The sequence below is a fragment of the Fervidobacterium pennivorans genome, assembly GCF_001644665.1.
Classification (GTDB): Bacteria; Thermotogota; Thermotogae; order Thermotogales; family Fervidobacteriaceae; genus Fervidobacterium; species Fervidobacterium ngatamarikiense.
In genome coordinates this window covers 1,121,022-1,135,665 of sequence record NZ_CP011393.1, presented here as the reverse complement: position 1 = coordinate 1,135,665, position 14,644 = coordinate 1,121,022, and the positions used below count along the sequence as shown (strand labels likewise).

13 protein-coding genes, 2 tRNA genes and 1 rRNA gene are annotated in these 14,644 nt (G+C 41.0%); 10 read left to right on the top strand and 6 right to left on the bottom strand.

The window, feature by feature from the left end; translation table 11 throughout:
* The first annotated feature begins 19 nt into the window (after positions 1 to 19).
* From JM64_RS05335 to JM64_RS05320, 4 genes are read left to right on the top strand one after another with little or no spacing between them, the layout of a single operon-like run.
* The gene (locus JM64_RS05335) at positions 20 to 1,189 is read left to right on the top strand and encodes a carbohydrate ABC transporter permease (protein WP_064011784.1); all 1,170 of its coding nucleotides are present in this window, start codon (positions 20 to 22) and stop codon (positions 1,187 to 1,189) included.
* Between the two features lie 20 nt (positions 1,190 to 1,209).
* Positions 1,210 to 2,109 carry a carbohydrate ABC transporter permease gene (locus JM64_RS05330; protein ID WP_064011783.1) on the top strand — a complete coding sequence of 300 codons (900 nt, stop codon included), beginning with the start codon at positions 1,210 to 1,212 and terminating at the stop codon, positions 2,107 to 2,109.
* 29 nt (positions 2,110 to 2,138) lie between these two features.
* Positions 2,139 to 2,786, top strand: coding sequence for a beta-phosphoglucomutase (gene pgmB / locus JM64_RS05325; RefSeq protein WP_064011782.1), 648 nt, complete (start codon positions 2,139 to 2,141; stop codon positions 2,784 to 2,786).
* A gap of 37 nt (positions 2,787 to 2,823) precedes the next feature.
* Entirely contained in the window at positions 2,824 to 5,121 is a 2,298-nt protein-coding gene (locus JM64_RS05320; RefSeq protein ID WP_231882292.1) for a glycoside hydrolase family 65 protein, read from the top strand.
* Positions 5,122 to 5,178: 57 nt separating this feature from the next.
* On the opposite strand, the gene glpX is transcribed toward JM64_RS05320, so the two are convergent.
* The 3 genes from glpX to JM64_RS05305 all read right to left on the bottom strand — a co-directional run bounded on the left by glpX (position 5,179) and on the right by JM64_RS05305 (position 7,556).
* Positions 5,179 to 6,183, bottom strand: coding sequence for a class II fructose-bisphosphatase (glpX, locus tag JM64_RS05315; protein WP_064011780.1), 1,005 nt, complete (start codon positions 6,181 to 6,183; stop codon positions 5,179 to 5,181).
* Positions 6,184 to 6,379: 196 nt separating this feature from the next.
* Complete coding sequence (locus JM64_RS05310; protein WP_064012534.1) at positions 6,380 to 6,973, bottom strand: hypothetical protein; 594 nt, start codon at positions 6,971 to 6,973, stop codon at positions 6,380 to 6,382.
* Between the two features lie 34 nt (positions 6,974 to 7,007).
* The gene (locus JM64_RS05305) at positions 7,008 to 7,556 is read right to left on the bottom strand and encodes a C40 family peptidase (RefSeq protein WP_064011779.1); all 549 of its coding nucleotides are present in this window, start codon (positions 7,554 to 7,556) and stop codon (positions 7,008 to 7,010) included.
* A gap of 147 nt (positions 7,557 to 7,703) precedes the next feature.
* Here JM64_RS05305 and asnS point away from each other — a divergent pair, with 147 nt between their 5' ends.
* From asnS to JM64_RS05290, 3 genes are all read left to right on the top strand, one after another.
* Positions 7,704 to 9,002 (top strand): asparagine--tRNA ligase, encoded by a 1,299-nt coding sequence (asnS, locus tag JM64_RS05300; protein ID WP_064011778.1) that lies wholly within the window; start codon positions 7,704 to 7,706, stop codon positions 9,000 to 9,002.
* A 108-nt stretch (positions 9,003 to 9,110) separates the two neighbouring features.
* Positions 9,111 to 9,377 carry a LysO family transporter gene (locus JM64_RS05295; RefSeq protein WP_064011777.1) on the top strand — a complete coding sequence of 89 codons (267 nt, stop codon included), beginning with the start codon at positions 9,111 to 9,113 and terminating at the stop codon, positions 9,375 to 9,377.
* 32 nt (positions 9,378 to 9,409) lie between these two features.
* Positions 9,410 to 9,988: a LysO family transporter gene (locus tag JM64_RS05290; protein ID WP_064011776.1), complete on the top strand. Its 579-nt coding sequence runs from the start codon at positions 9,410 to 9,412 to the stop codon at positions 9,986 to 9,988.
* On the opposite strand, the gene JM64_RS05285 is transcribed toward JM64_RS05290, so the two are convergent.
* The 3 genes from JM64_RS05285 to JM64_RS05270 all read right to left on the bottom strand — a co-directional run bounded on the left by JM64_RS05285 (position 9,985) and on the right by JM64_RS05270 (position 12,480).
* Positions 9,985 to 11,379, bottom strand: a complete 1,395-nt coding sequence (locus JM64_RS05285; RefSeq protein WP_082868314.1) for a deoxyribodipyrimidine photo-lyase — start codon at positions 11,377 to 11,379, stop codon at positions 9,985 to 9,987. The genes JM64_RS05290 and JM64_RS05285 overlap by 4 nt on opposite strands.
* Positions 11,376 to 11,777, bottom strand: coding sequence for a GIY-YIG nuclease family protein (locus JM64_RS05280; protein ID WP_064011775.1), 402 nt, complete (start codon positions 11,775 to 11,777; stop codon positions 11,376 to 11,378). Before JM64_RS05280 ends, JM64_RS05285 begins: the two co-directional genes overlap by 4 nt.
* A 286-nt stretch (positions 11,778 to 12,063) precedes the next feature.
* Entirely contained in the window at positions 12,064 to 12,480 is a 417-nt protein-coding gene (locus JM64_RS05270) for a DUF429 domain-containing protein (protein WP_064011773.1), read from the bottom strand.
* A gap of 457 nt (positions 12,481 to 12,937) precedes the next feature.
* On the opposite strand from JM64_RS05270, the gene JM64_RS05265 reads away from it, so the two are divergent.
* The 3 genes from JM64_RS05265 (at position 12,938) to JM64_RS05255 (ending at position 14,644) form a co-directional block, all read left to right on the top strand.
* Positions 12,938 to 14,445, top strand: a 16S ribosomal RNA gene (locus JM64_RS05265).
* Positions 14,446 to 14,486: 41 nt separating this feature from the next.
* Positions 14,487 to 14,563, top strand: a tRNA-Ile gene (locus JM64_RS05260).
* A gap of 5 nt (positions 14,564 to 14,568) precedes the next feature.
* Positions 14,569 to 14,644 (top strand) — tRNA-Ala (locus JM64_RS05255).

Genomic DNA, 14,644 nt, shown 5'->3' with positions numbered 1-14,644 from the left:
TAAACAGGGGGATTGTGCTATGAAATACAAAACAAAAGAGGCAATAGTAGGTTATCTCTTTTCAACACCAATAATACTAACTGTTTTAGTTTTCACGATTTACCCTATCGTTGCTGCATTTTACTATAGCCTTACAGATTATCAACCTCTGGAAGCTCGGAAATACACCTATATATTTAATCCTTACGACGCTTTGGAAATTCATACAGGAATTTTGAGAGAAGAAGCGAGAAATTATACCATAGATGAAATGTTAGAATACTTTGATCCCGTAAGTTTTGTCGAGATTGACGTAGGCGTAAAACTTGGCGAAGAGGAGAAGAAACTTATAAAAGAATACTTTGACTCGTTAAATCTATTGAATGACTACAGAGAGGGAAATCTGCCTAACGAAATCAAAATTGCAGATTTCATGAAAAGATACATGAATAAACACGGTGACAGGTTTACAAAATATATTCCAAGATTCGTAGGATTAAAAAACTTCAAAGACATGCTCAAGGATATGTATTTTTACACATCATTCTGGAATGCCTTGCTTTACTCAATTATTGTTGTGCCTATTCAGACACTTTTGGCTATAATCTTGGCGGTAGCAGCAAATTCCAAGATAAAAGGAGTTAACTTTTTTAAATCAGTTTTTTTCTTGCCAGCGATAACTTCTTCCGCAGCACTTTCGATGATCTTTTGGCTTATTTATTCAAAACCAGGGGTTTTGAATAAGATACTTGTTGCTCTTTTTGGTAGGTTCGGATTTCAACCAGTAGATTATCTAAACGAACCAAGAATCGCACTTTTCGCAATAATGGCTATGAATATATGGTCGACAGCTGGTTATTTTATGGTCACATTCCTAGCAGGTCTTCAAGATATTCCGTCAAGTATCTATGAAGCAGCAAGAATAGACGGGGCAAACGGCTGGCAAATCTTCTGGAAGATAACTTTACCTTTGCTTAGGCCACAGATAGTTTTTGTTTCAATCATGGGAACAATAGGTTGTATGCAAGTTTTTGATCAAATTTACTTCCTTATCAGAAACCTAAGGAATATTACGATATCTTTCTACATATACAAAAACGCTTTCGAATACGGAAAAATGGGTTACGCTTCAGCTCTTGCTGTAGTTCTCTTTGGTGTAATTCTTGTGTTGTCATTGGTTCAGAGAAAGATAATAAAGGAAGAGTACTGACAATGAGGTGGTGAAAATAAATGGAAGGTTCTGTAAGAAGCGTTTCAAAAACTTCCGTGATTATATCGTACATCATCTTAATAAGCTACGCAATTGCCACGCTTTTTCCTTTTACTTGGGCGCTGTTAGTTTCCCTCACGCCTATAACCTACACGGATGCTCAGGGAGTCGAGAAAGGGATAAATATATTTGACTGGCCGCCAAGGATACGCTTATTTCCAAAACCGTCAGCGTTTGGAGCTCCTCTCACATTTCAGAATTACAAATTGATTTTTGAAGTTGTACCTCTGTATAAAAGGTGGCTTATGAATACGATTATTTACGCCGGTTTGCTGACAGTTGGAAATATTATCTTAAATTCACTGGGTGGCTACGCTTTTGCGAGACTAAACTTCCCACTGAAAAACTTTTGGTTCACAATGTTTCTGGCAACAATGATGGTACCAGGTCAAGTAACATTGATACCTCAATACAATCTTCTCGTTAAGTACGGCTTAGTTAACACATATACCGGTCTGTTTTTACCAAAACTAACAAATGTGTTTGGTTTGTTTTTGATGCGTCAGTTCTTTTTGAATTTTCCAAAGGAGCTTGAAGAGGCTGCGCGAATAGATGGTTCGGGTATATTAAGGACATACTTTAAAATAGTTCTCCCAAATGCTCTTCCAGCTCTCAGTGCACTTGCTATATACACTTTCTTAGGAGCTTGGAATGATTTTCAATGGCCATTGATAATTATGAGTAACAAGGAGATGTACACGCTAACCTTGGGACTTAACTTCTTCAAAACCTCCTACTATACTTATTGGCAGTACATGATGGCAGCATCTATCTTCATGACATTACCGATGCTTATCATATTCTTGTCTTTCCAGCGCTACTTTATCGAAACTGGAAAAGCGGTGGCAATAAAAGGTTAAAATGAATAGTTTAAAAGGGAGGATCGTTGATGAAGCCAAAAGCTTGTATCTTTGACCTTGATGGGGTTATCGTTGATACAGCAAAGTACCATTATCTTGCTTGGAAAAGATTGGCGAAAGAACTTGGCTTTGAGTTTACAGAAAAGGACAACGAGCGTTTGAAGGGTGTTAGTCGTATGGAATCTTTGGAAATTCTACTGTCGGTTGGTGGTATAAAAATCGATGATGAAAATGTAAAGTTACAGTTAGCTGAAAAGAAAAATAAATGGTATGTTGAGTATATAAACCAAATGACCAAAGATGAAATTTTGCCTGGTGTTATAGAATTCTTGGAGCTTCTTAAAAGCGCAGGGATAAAAGTAGCAATAGGTTCCGCAAGTAAAAATACAATTACTATACTCGAACGAATAGGCCTTAAAGACTTTTTTGATGTAATAATTGATGGAACAAAAATTTCAAAAGCTAAACCTGACCCTGAGGTCTTTTTGAAAGCAGCTGAAGAACTGAGTGTTAGACCCGAGGAATGCTGTGTCTTTGAGGATGCCGTTGCAGGCATTCAGGCAGCAAAATCTGCTGGTATGAAGGTTATAGGTGTGGGGGATCCAACGATTTTAAAAGATGCAGATAAAGTCATACAATCTTTTCAAGGCCAGACTTTGGGGCTTATAGAATTCTAAAAAAACTAAACTAATCTGTTGTGTGGAGGGAAAAGTCGTGTGGACCGTTGAGCGTAAAGAGTATCATCCCGTAGAAAATCTTGTGTACGAGACCATATTCACATTGGCGAACGGTTATCTAAGCTTGCGTGGACGGGAAGAATTTTCAAATCTTACAATGAAAGGCACTTACGTAGCAGGCATATTCGACAAGTATTTGGCTCAAGTCACAGAACTTGTAAATCTACCTGACCCTCTTGGATTCAAAATTTACTTAGATAACAAAGAACTTAATCTTGATTACTTGCCTCTTACCAAGTACTACCGGTATCTAGATATGAAACAAGGCATTCTTAATTCATTGTACGAGTTCAACGCTGAAGGAAAGATTATAAGGATAGAGTCTAAACGATTTGTGAGCAGACCAAACATCCATCGTTTTGGAGTACAATACACAATCACACCTGTGAATTTTTCAGGAAAGATTGTTGTTGAAAATTGCATCGATACAACAACTTACAACGGTTACCTTGATCCTTACAACAAAATACAGCACTACAGAGTTCTTAAGGTTGAAGACTTAAAACCCGGAGTCAGTGCTTCGGTAAAAACTCACGACAAAGGGCATATTATAGTCTTGGCGAATGCCATTTTAGCTAAGGACAAACATGGAGAGAATGTTCTGCGGTATCGTAAATTCAGGCAAATTGGAGATATACCGCAGGAAGGATATACAATCTTTTTAACCGAGGGGCAACAAGTTGTTATAGAGAAATACGGTGTGGTATACACATCAAGGGATTTAGAATCAGAAAAACTCAAAGCCAAGGATGTTGTTGATTTTGTTAGAGAAAAAGTAAAGAACGAACTGAACAATTTTATCAGAACTGGTTTTGAATCAGAACTTAAGGCACACACTGAGCATATGGAGTCTGTTTGGAAAAGGATGGATATACTCATTGATGGTGACGAACTTGCTCAACAAGGAATCAGGTTCAATCTTTTCCATCTTTATGCTTGTGCACCAGACGACCCACGTGTAAGCATAGGAGCAAGAGGGTTGCATGGTGAGGGATACAAGGGTCATGTATTTTGGGACACAGAGATTTTCATGTTCCCGTTCTTTTTATACACTCTTCCAGAATACGCTAAAAATCTTCTTCTTTATAGGTATAACACCCTTGATGGTGCAAGAAAGAATGCACAAATGAATGGCTACAAAGGTGCTCAGTTCCCTTGGGAGTCAGCAGATGATGGTCTGGAGGTCACTCCGAAGTGGGGCGAAGATTACCTTGGTAATCCTGTGAGAATCTGGACGGGTGATGAGGAATTCCATATTAACGCTGACATCGCAGTTGCTTTGGTTCATTATCACTCTGTCACCGGTGATGACCAATTCATGGTAGATTACGGTGTTGAAGTGCTTCTTGAAACCGGACGCTTCTGGGCATCAAGACTTGAATACAATGAAATTAAGGATAGATACGAGATACGCAGGGTAATCGGACCAGATGAATTTCACGAACACGTTGATAACAACGTCTACACAAATTACCTTGCCAAGTGGAACTTGGAGAAAGCTGTAGAATATTACGAATGGCTTTCAGAAAAAGACCCCTTAAAACTTGAGAAGTTAAAAACTATATTGGGAATTACCGAAAAAGAGGTACGTAGCTGGAAGACCTTAGCTGAAAAAGTCTACATTCCAAGAAAAGAAGGAGAGGAACTGATAGAACAATTTGAAGGTTACTTCGGTTTAAAGGAGTACGAAATCACTGAATGGGATGAAAACGGGCTTCCAAAATGGCCAAAAGGTCTAGATTTGACCAAATTGGGTGAAACAAAGCTGATAAAACAACCGGATGTTGTAATGCTGATGCTTGTTTTACCTGAGGAATTCACGGAAGAGGAAATGAAAGTAAACTATGAGTACTATGAGAAAAGAACAATGCACAAATCTTCTTTGAGCCCTTCTATGTATTCAATCATGGGATTGAAGGTAGGTGACACTCACAATGCCTACAAATACTTTATGAAAACATTGTTAGTTGATTTAGAGGACAACCAGGGTAACACAAACAATGGATTCCATGCGGCGAGTGCCGGAGGAGCATGGCAATGTGTCGTCTATGGTTTCGGTGGAATGACTCTAGAAAGCGATAAGCTATTAAACTTTTCACCATGGCTTCCAGAAAAGTGGCAAAGTGTAAACTTCAAAATTAACTATCGTGGTATACCTTTAGATGTTCTTATAAAAAAAGACAGCATACAAATTACTTCTCCGTCAGAGGTTGAGATCAAAATTAAAGGTGAAAGAAAGATTGTAAAACCTGGCGAGAACATCTTTAGATTGTGATCTACCTGAAAAACAAAGGGCTACCAAAGGTAGCCCTTTTATTTAAAGCCCAAAAAATTATCGTTTGACACCATTAATATATCTTACCTCGCCACTGCTTTTTAGAGGGATTGTTTTGTAGTTCAGATTGTGCTGTGCGATAATTCGTCTTATTGTTCTTGTTCTTGACCTCATTACTATTGACTCAGTGATTGCTGTGTTTTTGTAGAATCTCACGCCTCTAAGCATATCTCCATCTGTAACTCCGGTGGCTGCAAATATAACATTGTCTGATTTAATAAGGTCATTTGTCTTGTAAACTTTTTCCAAATCATACCCTTGTTCCACAAGCCTTGTTCTTTCTTCTTCATCGATGGGCCAAAGTTTTACTTGAATCTCCCCACCTAGAGATTTTAATGCAGCAGCAGCCAGCAAAGCTTCAGGAGAACCACCTATTCCGATGTAGATATTAACATTGCTTTCTGGAAGTGCGGTTGCGATTGCTGCTGCTATATCACCGTCACTTATCAACTTTATCCTTGCCCCGACCCTTCTTATCTCATCTATTATCTCCCTGTGCCTATCCCTATTCAGAACAACGCATGTGAGTTCTGAAATATCCATTCCCAAAATTGCCGCAGCAACTCTTAAATTTTCTCTTATAGAGGCATTAATATCCAGCTTTCCAGCAAGTTCAGGACCAACTGCGAGTTTGTATGAGTAATACGTAGGGAGATATTCAATACCTCCCCTTTCCGTCGCTGCAATAACACTTATTGCATTTGGCAACCCGAATGCAACAAGTCTCGTACCATCAACAGGGTCAACTGCTATATCGAGCTCAGGGTCATCCTCTGCCCATCTTCCAACTTGTTCGCCAATGTAAAGCATAGGTGCTTTGTCTTTCTCACCTTCACCAAGTACAACGGTTCCTTTCATCTCGATGTAGTCTAGCATACCACGCATTGCGTCAGAAGCCATCTTGTCAACCATTTCTTTATCGCCACGTCCGAGATACCTACTCGCCATCAACGCGGCAGCCTCAGTTACCCTGACAAGTTCTAATGTAATTTCTTTCTCCATACCGTCCCCCCCTCTTTTGATACTGACTATAAAATTGTAGCACCATATTAGCAAGATAAGTAATCGTTGCAATATAATGCATACAAGAACATACCAATCCTTACAAAAGCATAATGAAAAATTTTACAAAAGCTGATTAAAAAAGGCTATTTTTGGACGAAAAACGGCGGGAGAAAAAATCATTTCGCAGAAGTTGTCAATTAACTTTGAAATCCTTGAGGATTTCGATGTTTAGGTCAATTATTGTAACCTGGTTCCGGTAGGCTATCTTTGAAAAATAAAAGCCGTCGGAGTTTCTTGTGAGAGGAATAGGCGCTGTTATAACAGTTTCCTGAAACGGTTCGCCAGGTACAACGCAGTAAAATGGAAACATCTGACTAATCATCCATGCAACTTTCTTATCCAGTGTAACGATAACTTTCGTTCCGTGTTTTTCAAGTGCTCTCAATTTTTGAACATCGAAGTTAGATACAAAATTAGCAATATTGCCATGTTTAAAAATCAACACTCCGTTTTTATCAAAAAAGACAACACTTTTCTTCAAAAGCTTTTTTACCAACTTCAGTTCATCTTGCGTTATGTTTCTTGCTATGAGCACATCCGCCGTATTGACTTCCAACGAGAATTCTTTTAGAACCGACTGCAATCCTCGTCCGTCGTAGTGAATAATGGCAAGTGTAAGAATTTGACTACTTTTCTTAGCGAACCTTCTCGAGAATCTTTTTATCTTGCCAAAAGCGTTCATTACCAACTCGAAAAAGTTTGTTATTAAATGTAACAAACTATCCATCACATCTATCACCTGTGCTATCTCGGACCAAAGTTTACTTGCCTAACACTACAATTCTGCCGAGGGCGTATTTCCTGGCTTGAAGCAAAGATAATGGACGTCTATCGACTTTATTTTGGTGTATTCCATCTGATACTTCTGCAGCATCCCAGACCCATATGTTACCGTATCGGTCGAATTTTTCGAAAATAACAACGTGGTCATACACAGTATCTTCATTCATATCGAAAAAAATTAAGTCTCCCTTTTTCAAGCTCTTAAGGTCAGCAATGGGTTTGGTATTGTATTTATACAAGTTGTCTGCAGTAACGTCGAAAACAAGAGAGTTTTGATAAACAAATTGATTATGACCAAGTATTCTAAGGAGATAGATTACCAACCCGCTACAATCTAACCCGAAACTGCTTGTTCCACCCCAAACGTAGGGTAATCCTTGCAATCTTTTCAGTTCGGAAAACATCTTTTCTATCTCTGATTCAGACAACTCACGCATTTGGAAGGCAAAGTTTGTCGATAGAAACGCAAGCAAAATAAGGAGAATAAAAAGAGCTGTGAATTTTTCAAAACCCTTTATCGAGTTCATACAATTATCCTCCCAAAATAATATGAATTTTCCGTGACCATTATATCATAATACCACACACATTCCATGTTGAAAAATGTGCTTGTGTGGTATAATCTAAAGTAAGTGCAATTTTTCGAATAAAAATGCGAGAAGGAGGTTTTGATGATGGAATGGGTGTACATAAAGAACTTGAAGGATTACATCGATAAAGAAGTCGAACTGCGAGGTTGGGTTAGGAGGAAGAGATCCAGCGGGAAGATAATGTTCATAGAATTTCGCGATGGAACTGGTTTTGTCCAAGTTGTTGTAGAAAAAACTACAGTCGGGGACGAAAACTTTGAGAAAGCTGACAAACTAAGGTTAGAATCCTCGCTTATAGTTAGAGGTAAAGTGAGAAAAGATGAAAGAGCGCCAAGTGGTGTTGAAATTCTTGCCACGGAAGTCATTCCCGTTCAAATTCCTACAGAAGACTTTCCAATCCAAAAACCAGACCACAGTATCGACTATCTCATGGAGCATCGCCACCTTTGGCTTAGAGCAAAGCGGCAGTTCCACATTATGAGAATAAGGGATGCCGTAATCAAGGCAATAAGGAAGTTCTACTGGGAAAGAGACTTTATACAGATAGACACCCCTATCTTTACAGGTGCTATTGGTGAAACAGCAGGCAACCTATTTGAAGTAGATTACTTTGACTATGGAAAAGTGTACCTTACACAGACTGGTCAACTTTATCTAGAAGCTGCTTGTATGGCTTTTGGTAAAGTTTACAACCTTGGTCCAACCTTCAGAGCAGAGAAATCAAAAACAAGAAGGCATCTTATTGAGTTCTGGATGAATGAAGCAGAAGTTGCATATTACGAACATGAAGATAACGTAAGATTGCAAGAAGATTTGGTTTACTACATCGTACAATATGTTCTCAACAGTGCATACGATGACCTTGTCGCTATTGGAAGAGATGTTTCAAAACTTGAAAAAATCCAAAAACCATTCCCAAGAATGACCTACACGGAAGCTGTTAAATTCCTCCAAAAACAAGGTTTTGATATCAAGTGGGGAGACGACTTTGGTGGAGATGAAGAAACAGTTTTGGCAAAACAATTTGATAGTCCGTTGTTTGTGACCCACTATCCAAGACAGGCAAAAGCTTTCTATATGCAACCTGACCCAGAGAATCCAGAAGTTGTGCTCTGTGATGACTTGCTTGCTCCGGAAGGATACGGTGAGATAATCGGTGCGTCCCAACGTATCCACGATTATGATCTATTAGTTGAGAGACTCAAAGAAAATAACCTTCCAGTCGAAAAATACGATTGGTATCTTGATTTGAGGAAGTTCGGCTCTGTTCCACACAGTGGGTTTGGGCTAGGCGTTGAAAGAACAATAGCTTGGATTGCAGGTTTAGAACACATAAGGGAAGCTATACCATTTGCAAGAACACTTTATAGAGTGCATCCGTAATTTGATATTTTGACAAGTCTAAAAATTCCTGCTTTGTAAGAAACAAATATGGGAGGTCCCTTGCCTCCCATTTTGTAAAAAAAGGATTCAAACTGAGGTGAAGCAAAAATGATATGGTGGGTACTTGTAGTATTTTTTAGTGGCTTTTTCTTGGGAAGATTTATAAAAACTGAGTGGATAGGTAAATACAAGGTCATCCTTGTATTGACAATGTTATTGTTATTTTCACTCGGTTTAGAAATTGGAAGCAACGAAGAACTCTTCGGAAAAATCGATAAAATACTGCTCTATGGATTTCTGATAGCAATTGCTGGAAGTTTGGGAAGCTTCATCTTTGGTTTTTTCTTTGAAAAAACTTTTGGAAACAAAAAGTGATGAAAAATTTCCAAAAATAGGGGGGAAAATAAATGGCTGTATTATTTCTTATTGGTTCTGTTCTACTCGGATTACTTATTGGTAGAATAGCACATTTTCAACTTCCAGACGGGTCCGTTGAAGTGGTTTTGTATCTTCTTGTTGCACTTGTTGGTTTGGATTTGAGCAAGGAGAAGATAGAAAAAAGATTCTTTAAGGATATTGTTCTTGTAATTCTATCAACAATCTTTGGAACCCTTCTTTTTGCGTTTATACTCTCTTTTTTCATTCCTCTCAAAAAGCTCGAAACACTTCTTGCGGCATCGGGCTTTGGTTGGTATAGTCTCTCAGCGATATTAATTTCAAGTAGTTACAGTGCCTACATAGGTAGTATCTCGTTCTTTTCAAATGTTTTGAGAGAACTTATAGCTATCGTTATTTCTCCTTTTGCACTGAAGCGCTCTCGCTATGGAACAATATCAGTTGCTGGTGCAACGTCCATGGACACCCTCCTTGGGATTATTGCACTGTATAGCGATAGAGAAACAGCTTTAGTCTCATTCGGACATGGTTTCATCGTTTCTTTACTGGTCCCAGTTTTTGTCAATTTCTTTTTGAAGTTGTTAAGTTAATCATTTTTGATGCTTTCAACATACTGTATATACTTTTCAATGTTGAACTTCCTTTTGCAACCTTCATAGCTCATATACCTAACCATCCCAAAAATAGGTCTTTCTTTCCAAGGCCTATCGTGAACACCGCCGATTGCCCAGGCGATTCCTGTGTATCCGTTAGGGTCCCTACCGTCAAGTTCATACTTATCGTTGAGATATATTGCAAAATTCAACGCATCTTCTGGCGAACGTGTCCATTCAAGTATCTTCTTCGCCCAATACATTCTCAAAAATCCGTGCATCTTCCCTTTCTTCACCATTTCCAACTGCGCTGCATTCCATAAATTATCGTGTGTTTTTGCATATTCAAGTTCTTCAAGCGAATATACATACTCTCGTTTATCATTCTTGTGAACGTTCAGAGATTTCTTCGCCCATTCAGGAAAACCGTTGAACGAATCGTAATTTGCGTTATACAAGCAAAAATTATCGGCTAGTTCTCTGCGAACAATAAGCTCTTCTAAAAAATCTGCAACACTTTCTGGATAGTCAGACTCGTATTTTATCACCTCCAAGGCTACACGTTGTGGAGCAATTTGCCCAAAGTGTAGATAAGCGGAAAGATTCGATGTTGCATCCTCTGTAGGGTCGTTTCGAAGCTCACTGTAGAACTTCAGTTTCTTTCTTGAAAACTCCGCAAGCAGTTTCATACCTTCGATAAACCCTGGTTTTAACCAATTTACAGGTGCAACAGACCTATCTACATCCAACTTTTTCAAAATCTCCTCAAATTTATTGAGATTAGATAACTTCCCAAACTCCAAATTGGCTGCAGGCATCTTCTTAGCAGTTGGGAAGGATGTTAGAAACTCTTGCAGATACCTTTTTATCTTAGGTCTTAACGTGTAAGCTCCGTACTCTTGTTTTTGAGAAACGAAGAAAGCAGGAACAACATTGTGTGCATCCACTTCGTACACAGGAATATTCAAAACTCGAATTAGGTTTTCTTTCCAATTTTTTACTATCCTCAGTGGGTTAAAATCGGTTACTAAAGCGCAGGCGTTGACCTCATTTATCAATTTGTAAATCTCCCTAGCCGGTTCTCCAAAGGTAAAAACCAAAGGAACATTTGACTCTTCTAAAAAAGCCCTTGTCTGAAAAAGACCTTGGAGCATGAAGTCGTAGTGCCTAAGAGGAGCATTAAGGAAAGATGGCACGATGTTGAAAACCACTATCAACCCAACGTTGTTTTTTAAAGCCAACAACTGAGCGTATAACAAAGCCCAATTATCAAAAGCTCTTTGGTCACGTTGCATCCAATAGACAACAGGACCTTTAATTGAAAAATGCCTTTCTACTATTTTTAAAACCCGAATTCGTCGAGAATCACAAAAGATTTCGGTGTTCAAGGCTTTTCACCTTCTTGAGCAAGAAAATAAATTACAACCTCCGAAAATTTCTGAAAGTCGTCGATGATATAAAGGTTAGACATTACCTTCAAATCCGAAGCACCGAATCCTTCAACACAGCTGAAATGTGATTGGAATGTTAAAGAAATCTTTTCTTCTATCCTTTCTTTGGAAGGAATCAATATTGCAAAAAGTGGTTTCCCATAGCAAGTTAAATAGTCTATATGCCATCGCAGACGCTTATCTGACGAAAAATGCCTTTCTACTCTCTTCTCAAGATTTCCCATACCTGAGCCGATGTAAGCATATGTGCCAGGATTTAACTCCCAACGAGTTCTACTCAACTGTAATTCGACAAAGCTATCGAGTGTTAGAACAAAAATGTAGGCTCCCTTCATAAGTTGTCTACTCCTATAAGCCCTTGAACAAATTTCGGAAAAGGTACGAGTAACATACCATTGCAAGAATCTCCGAATATTAAAGAATTTTCAATTGTTGGAAGGTAAACGGTTAAAGCGCATATTAAAGCATCATCAATATCTTCTCTTTCTTTGAGTGACCCAAAAGAAACATTCGGCAAATCGATATATTGAGAGATTTTTTGCTCTATGACTTTCAATTTTGCCAGCCTTTCTTCTTTTTTGCCCCTTTTGTAGCTAAATAATTTTCCGAAAAATATAGCTGTTAAAGTAGCGTGTGGATAAACTCGAAAATATTTTTGTTTTCAAAACGAAAACCGATTTTGTTTAACTCCATGTATAACATTGTAGGGAAAAATGATTTGTACAAACTACTATTTACAGGATAAAGCGGGATTTTTATAGGATAATATCTAATAAACTCAAGCTCATTTTCCCTGTGACCATAAACGTTCGTTATAACCAATGGCGCATCGACACCTATCACAGATGGCTTTCCCAAAGATGAGATAGCGACAACTATTTCTTTTACATCTTTTGTATAGATATATCTTTCTAATTCGAGTTTCTTTGATAGTTCGTTTAACTTTACTACAACAACTGCGGTAGGCTTTTGCCCTGTCCAAGAAGGGTCTATACCTACAAAATAGTGGAATTCCTTTTCATACTTAAACACAACCATAACAACCACCCTCACTGTAACATCCAACACTTATATCATAGCATAAATTATAGCATTCTACTCTATTTCAAAACGCCTGAGAGATAGGAGAGTGTTTGTATTGTGTAACATAGATTAGAGCAAATCCGTTACTGGAATAGACTTTACAGTTAACACAAGGCATAGTAAAATGGCAATCGCCGTCCGCAAGAAGGACGAAAAGGACGAAGCAGATAAGACAAAAAGGCCAGTTGACAATTCAAAGCAAGTATGGTAAATTAAAAAACGCTTAAGGACGCTTAAGAAAAATTAAGCGAAAGAATTTCGGGTCTTGACAAAAGTGAAAGTGTGTGATAAATTAACAAAGCGCGACGGAAAGTTGACGCGATGAAGGTAAGAAGGTAAGAATGAGTCCGGTCATTGAAATACGAATAGCAGCCACCGAAAAAATAAGAGCAGGGTTAAACCTGAAGAGATTAGCTTGGAGGGTTTGATCCTGGCTCAGGGTGAACGCTGGCGGCGTGCCTAACACATGCAAGTCGAGCGGTGCAGCTGGAGGCTTCGGCCGAAGGCTGCATAGCGGCGGACGGGTGCGTAACGCGTAGGAACGTGCCCCCTGGAGGCGGATAGCCGCGGGAAACTGCGGGTAAACCGCCATAGACTCGGGAGAGTAAAGGCCGGAAGGCGCCAGGGGAGCGGCCTGCGTCCCATCAGGTAGTTGGTAGGGTAACGGCCTACCAAGCCTACGACGGGTAGCCGGTCTGAGAGGATGGCCGGCCACAAGGGCACTGAGACACGGGCCCTACTCCTACGGGAGGCAGCAGTGGGGGATATTGGACAATGGGCGAAAGCCTGATCCAGCGACGCCGCGTGGAGGACGAAGCCCTTCGGGGTGTAAACTCCTTTTGTCGGGGAAAAAGGGCTGATGGTACCCGACGAATAAGCCCCGGCTAACTACGTGCCAGCAGCCGCGGTAATACGTAGGGGGCGAGCGTTACCCGGAATCACTGGGCGTAAAGGGTGCGTAGGCGGCCGCGTGTGTCTGGCGTAAAATTCCACGGCTCAACCGTGGGTATGCGCTGGAAACTACGTGGCTTGGGTGCGGCAGAGGCAGACGGAACTGCTGGTGTAGGGGTGAAATCCGTAGATATCAGCAGGAACGCCGGTGGAGAAGTCGGTCTGCTGGGCCGTAACCGACGCTGAGGCACGAAAGCTAGGGGAGCGAACCGGATTAGATACCCGGGTAGTCCTAGCCGTAAACGATGCTCACTAGGTGTGGGGGCGGAAGCCTCCGTGCTGAAGCAAACGCGATAAGTGAGCCGCCTGGGGAGTACGCCCGCAAGGGTGAAACTCAAAGGAATTGACGGGGGCCCGCACAAGCGGTGGAGCGTGTGGTTTAATTGGAAGCTAAGCCAAGAACCTTACCAGGGCTTGACATGCTGGTGGTACCGAGCCGAAAGGTGAGGGACCCTGCCGAAAGGTAGGGAGCCAGCACAGGTGGTGCACGGTCGTCGTCAGCTCGTGCCGTGAGGTGTTGGGTTAAGTCCCGCAACGAGCGCAACCCCTGCCCTTAGTTGCCAGCGGTTCGGCCGGGCACTCTAAGGGGACTGCCGGCGACGAGCCGGAGGAAGGAGGGGATGACGTCAGATACTCGTGCCCCTTATGTCCTGGGCGACACACGCGCTACAATGGGGTGGACAGCGGGAAGCGAGGCAGCGATGCTGAGCAAAACCCTGAAACCACCCCCCAGTTCAGATTGTGGGCTGAAACCCGCCCACATGAAGCCGGAATCGCTAGTAATCGCGGATCAGCCACGCCGCGGTGAATACGTTCCCGGGCCTTGTACACACCGCCCGTCAAGCCACCCGAGTCGCGGGCACCCGAAGACGGTGACTCTTAGGGGCGCCGTTGAGGGTGAACGTGGTGAGGGGGGCTAAGTCGTAACAAGGTAGGTGTACCGGAAGGTGCGCCTGGATCACCTCCTTTCTAAGGAGAGGGTGGTGGCTGCTATTCGGATTTGAGTGACTGGGCTCGTAGCTCAGATGGTCAGAGCGCACGCCTGATAAGCGTGAGGTCGGAGGTTCGATTCCTCCCGAGCCCACCATGGGTGGGGACATAGCTCAGCTGGGAGAGCACCTGCTTTGCAAGCAGGGGGTCAGGGGTTCGAATCCCCTTGTCTCCACCA

Coding starts and splice junctions, on each gene's coding strand:
- JM64_RS05335 (WP_064011784.1), top strand. CDS start 20: ATGAAATACAAAACAAAAGAGGCAATAGTAGGTTATCTCTTTTCAACA.
- JM64_RS05330 (WP_064011783.1), top strand. CDS start 1,210: ATGGAAGGTTCTGTAAGAAGCGTTTCAAAAACTTCCGTGATTATATCG.
- pgmB (WP_064011782.1), top strand. CDS start 2,139: ATGAAGCCAAAAGCTTGTATCTTTGACCTTGATGGGGTTATCGTTGAT.
- glpX (WP_064011780.1), bottom strand. CDS start 6,183: ATGGAGAAAGAAATTACATTAGAACTTGTCAGGGTAACTGAGGCTGCC.
- JM64_RS05310 (WP_064012534.1), bottom strand. CDS start 6,973: ATGGATAGTTTGTTACATTTAATAACAAACTTTTTCGAGTTGGTAATG.
- JM64_RS05305 (WP_064011779.1), bottom strand. CDS start 7,556: ATGAACTCGATAAAGGGTTTTGAAAAATTCACAGCTCTTTTTATTCTC.
- asnS (WP_064011778.1), top strand. CDS start 7,704: ATGGAATGGGTGTACATAAAGAACTTGAAGGATTACATCGATAAAGAA.
- JM64_RS05295 (WP_064011777.1), top strand. CDS start 9,111: ATGATATGGTGGGTACTTGTAGTATTTTTTAGTGGCTTTTTCTTGGGA.
- JM64_RS05290 (WP_064011776.1), top strand. CDS start 9,410: ATGGCTGTATTATTTCTTATTGGTTCTGTTCTACTCGGATTACTTATT.
- JM64_RS05280 (WP_064011775.1), bottom strand. CDS start 11,777: ATGAAGGGAGCCTACATTTTTGTTCTAACACTCGATAGCTTTGTCGAA.
- JM64_RS05270 (WP_064011773.1), bottom strand. CDS start 12,480: ATGGTTGTGTTTAAGTATGAAAAGGAATTCCACTATTTTGTAGGTATA.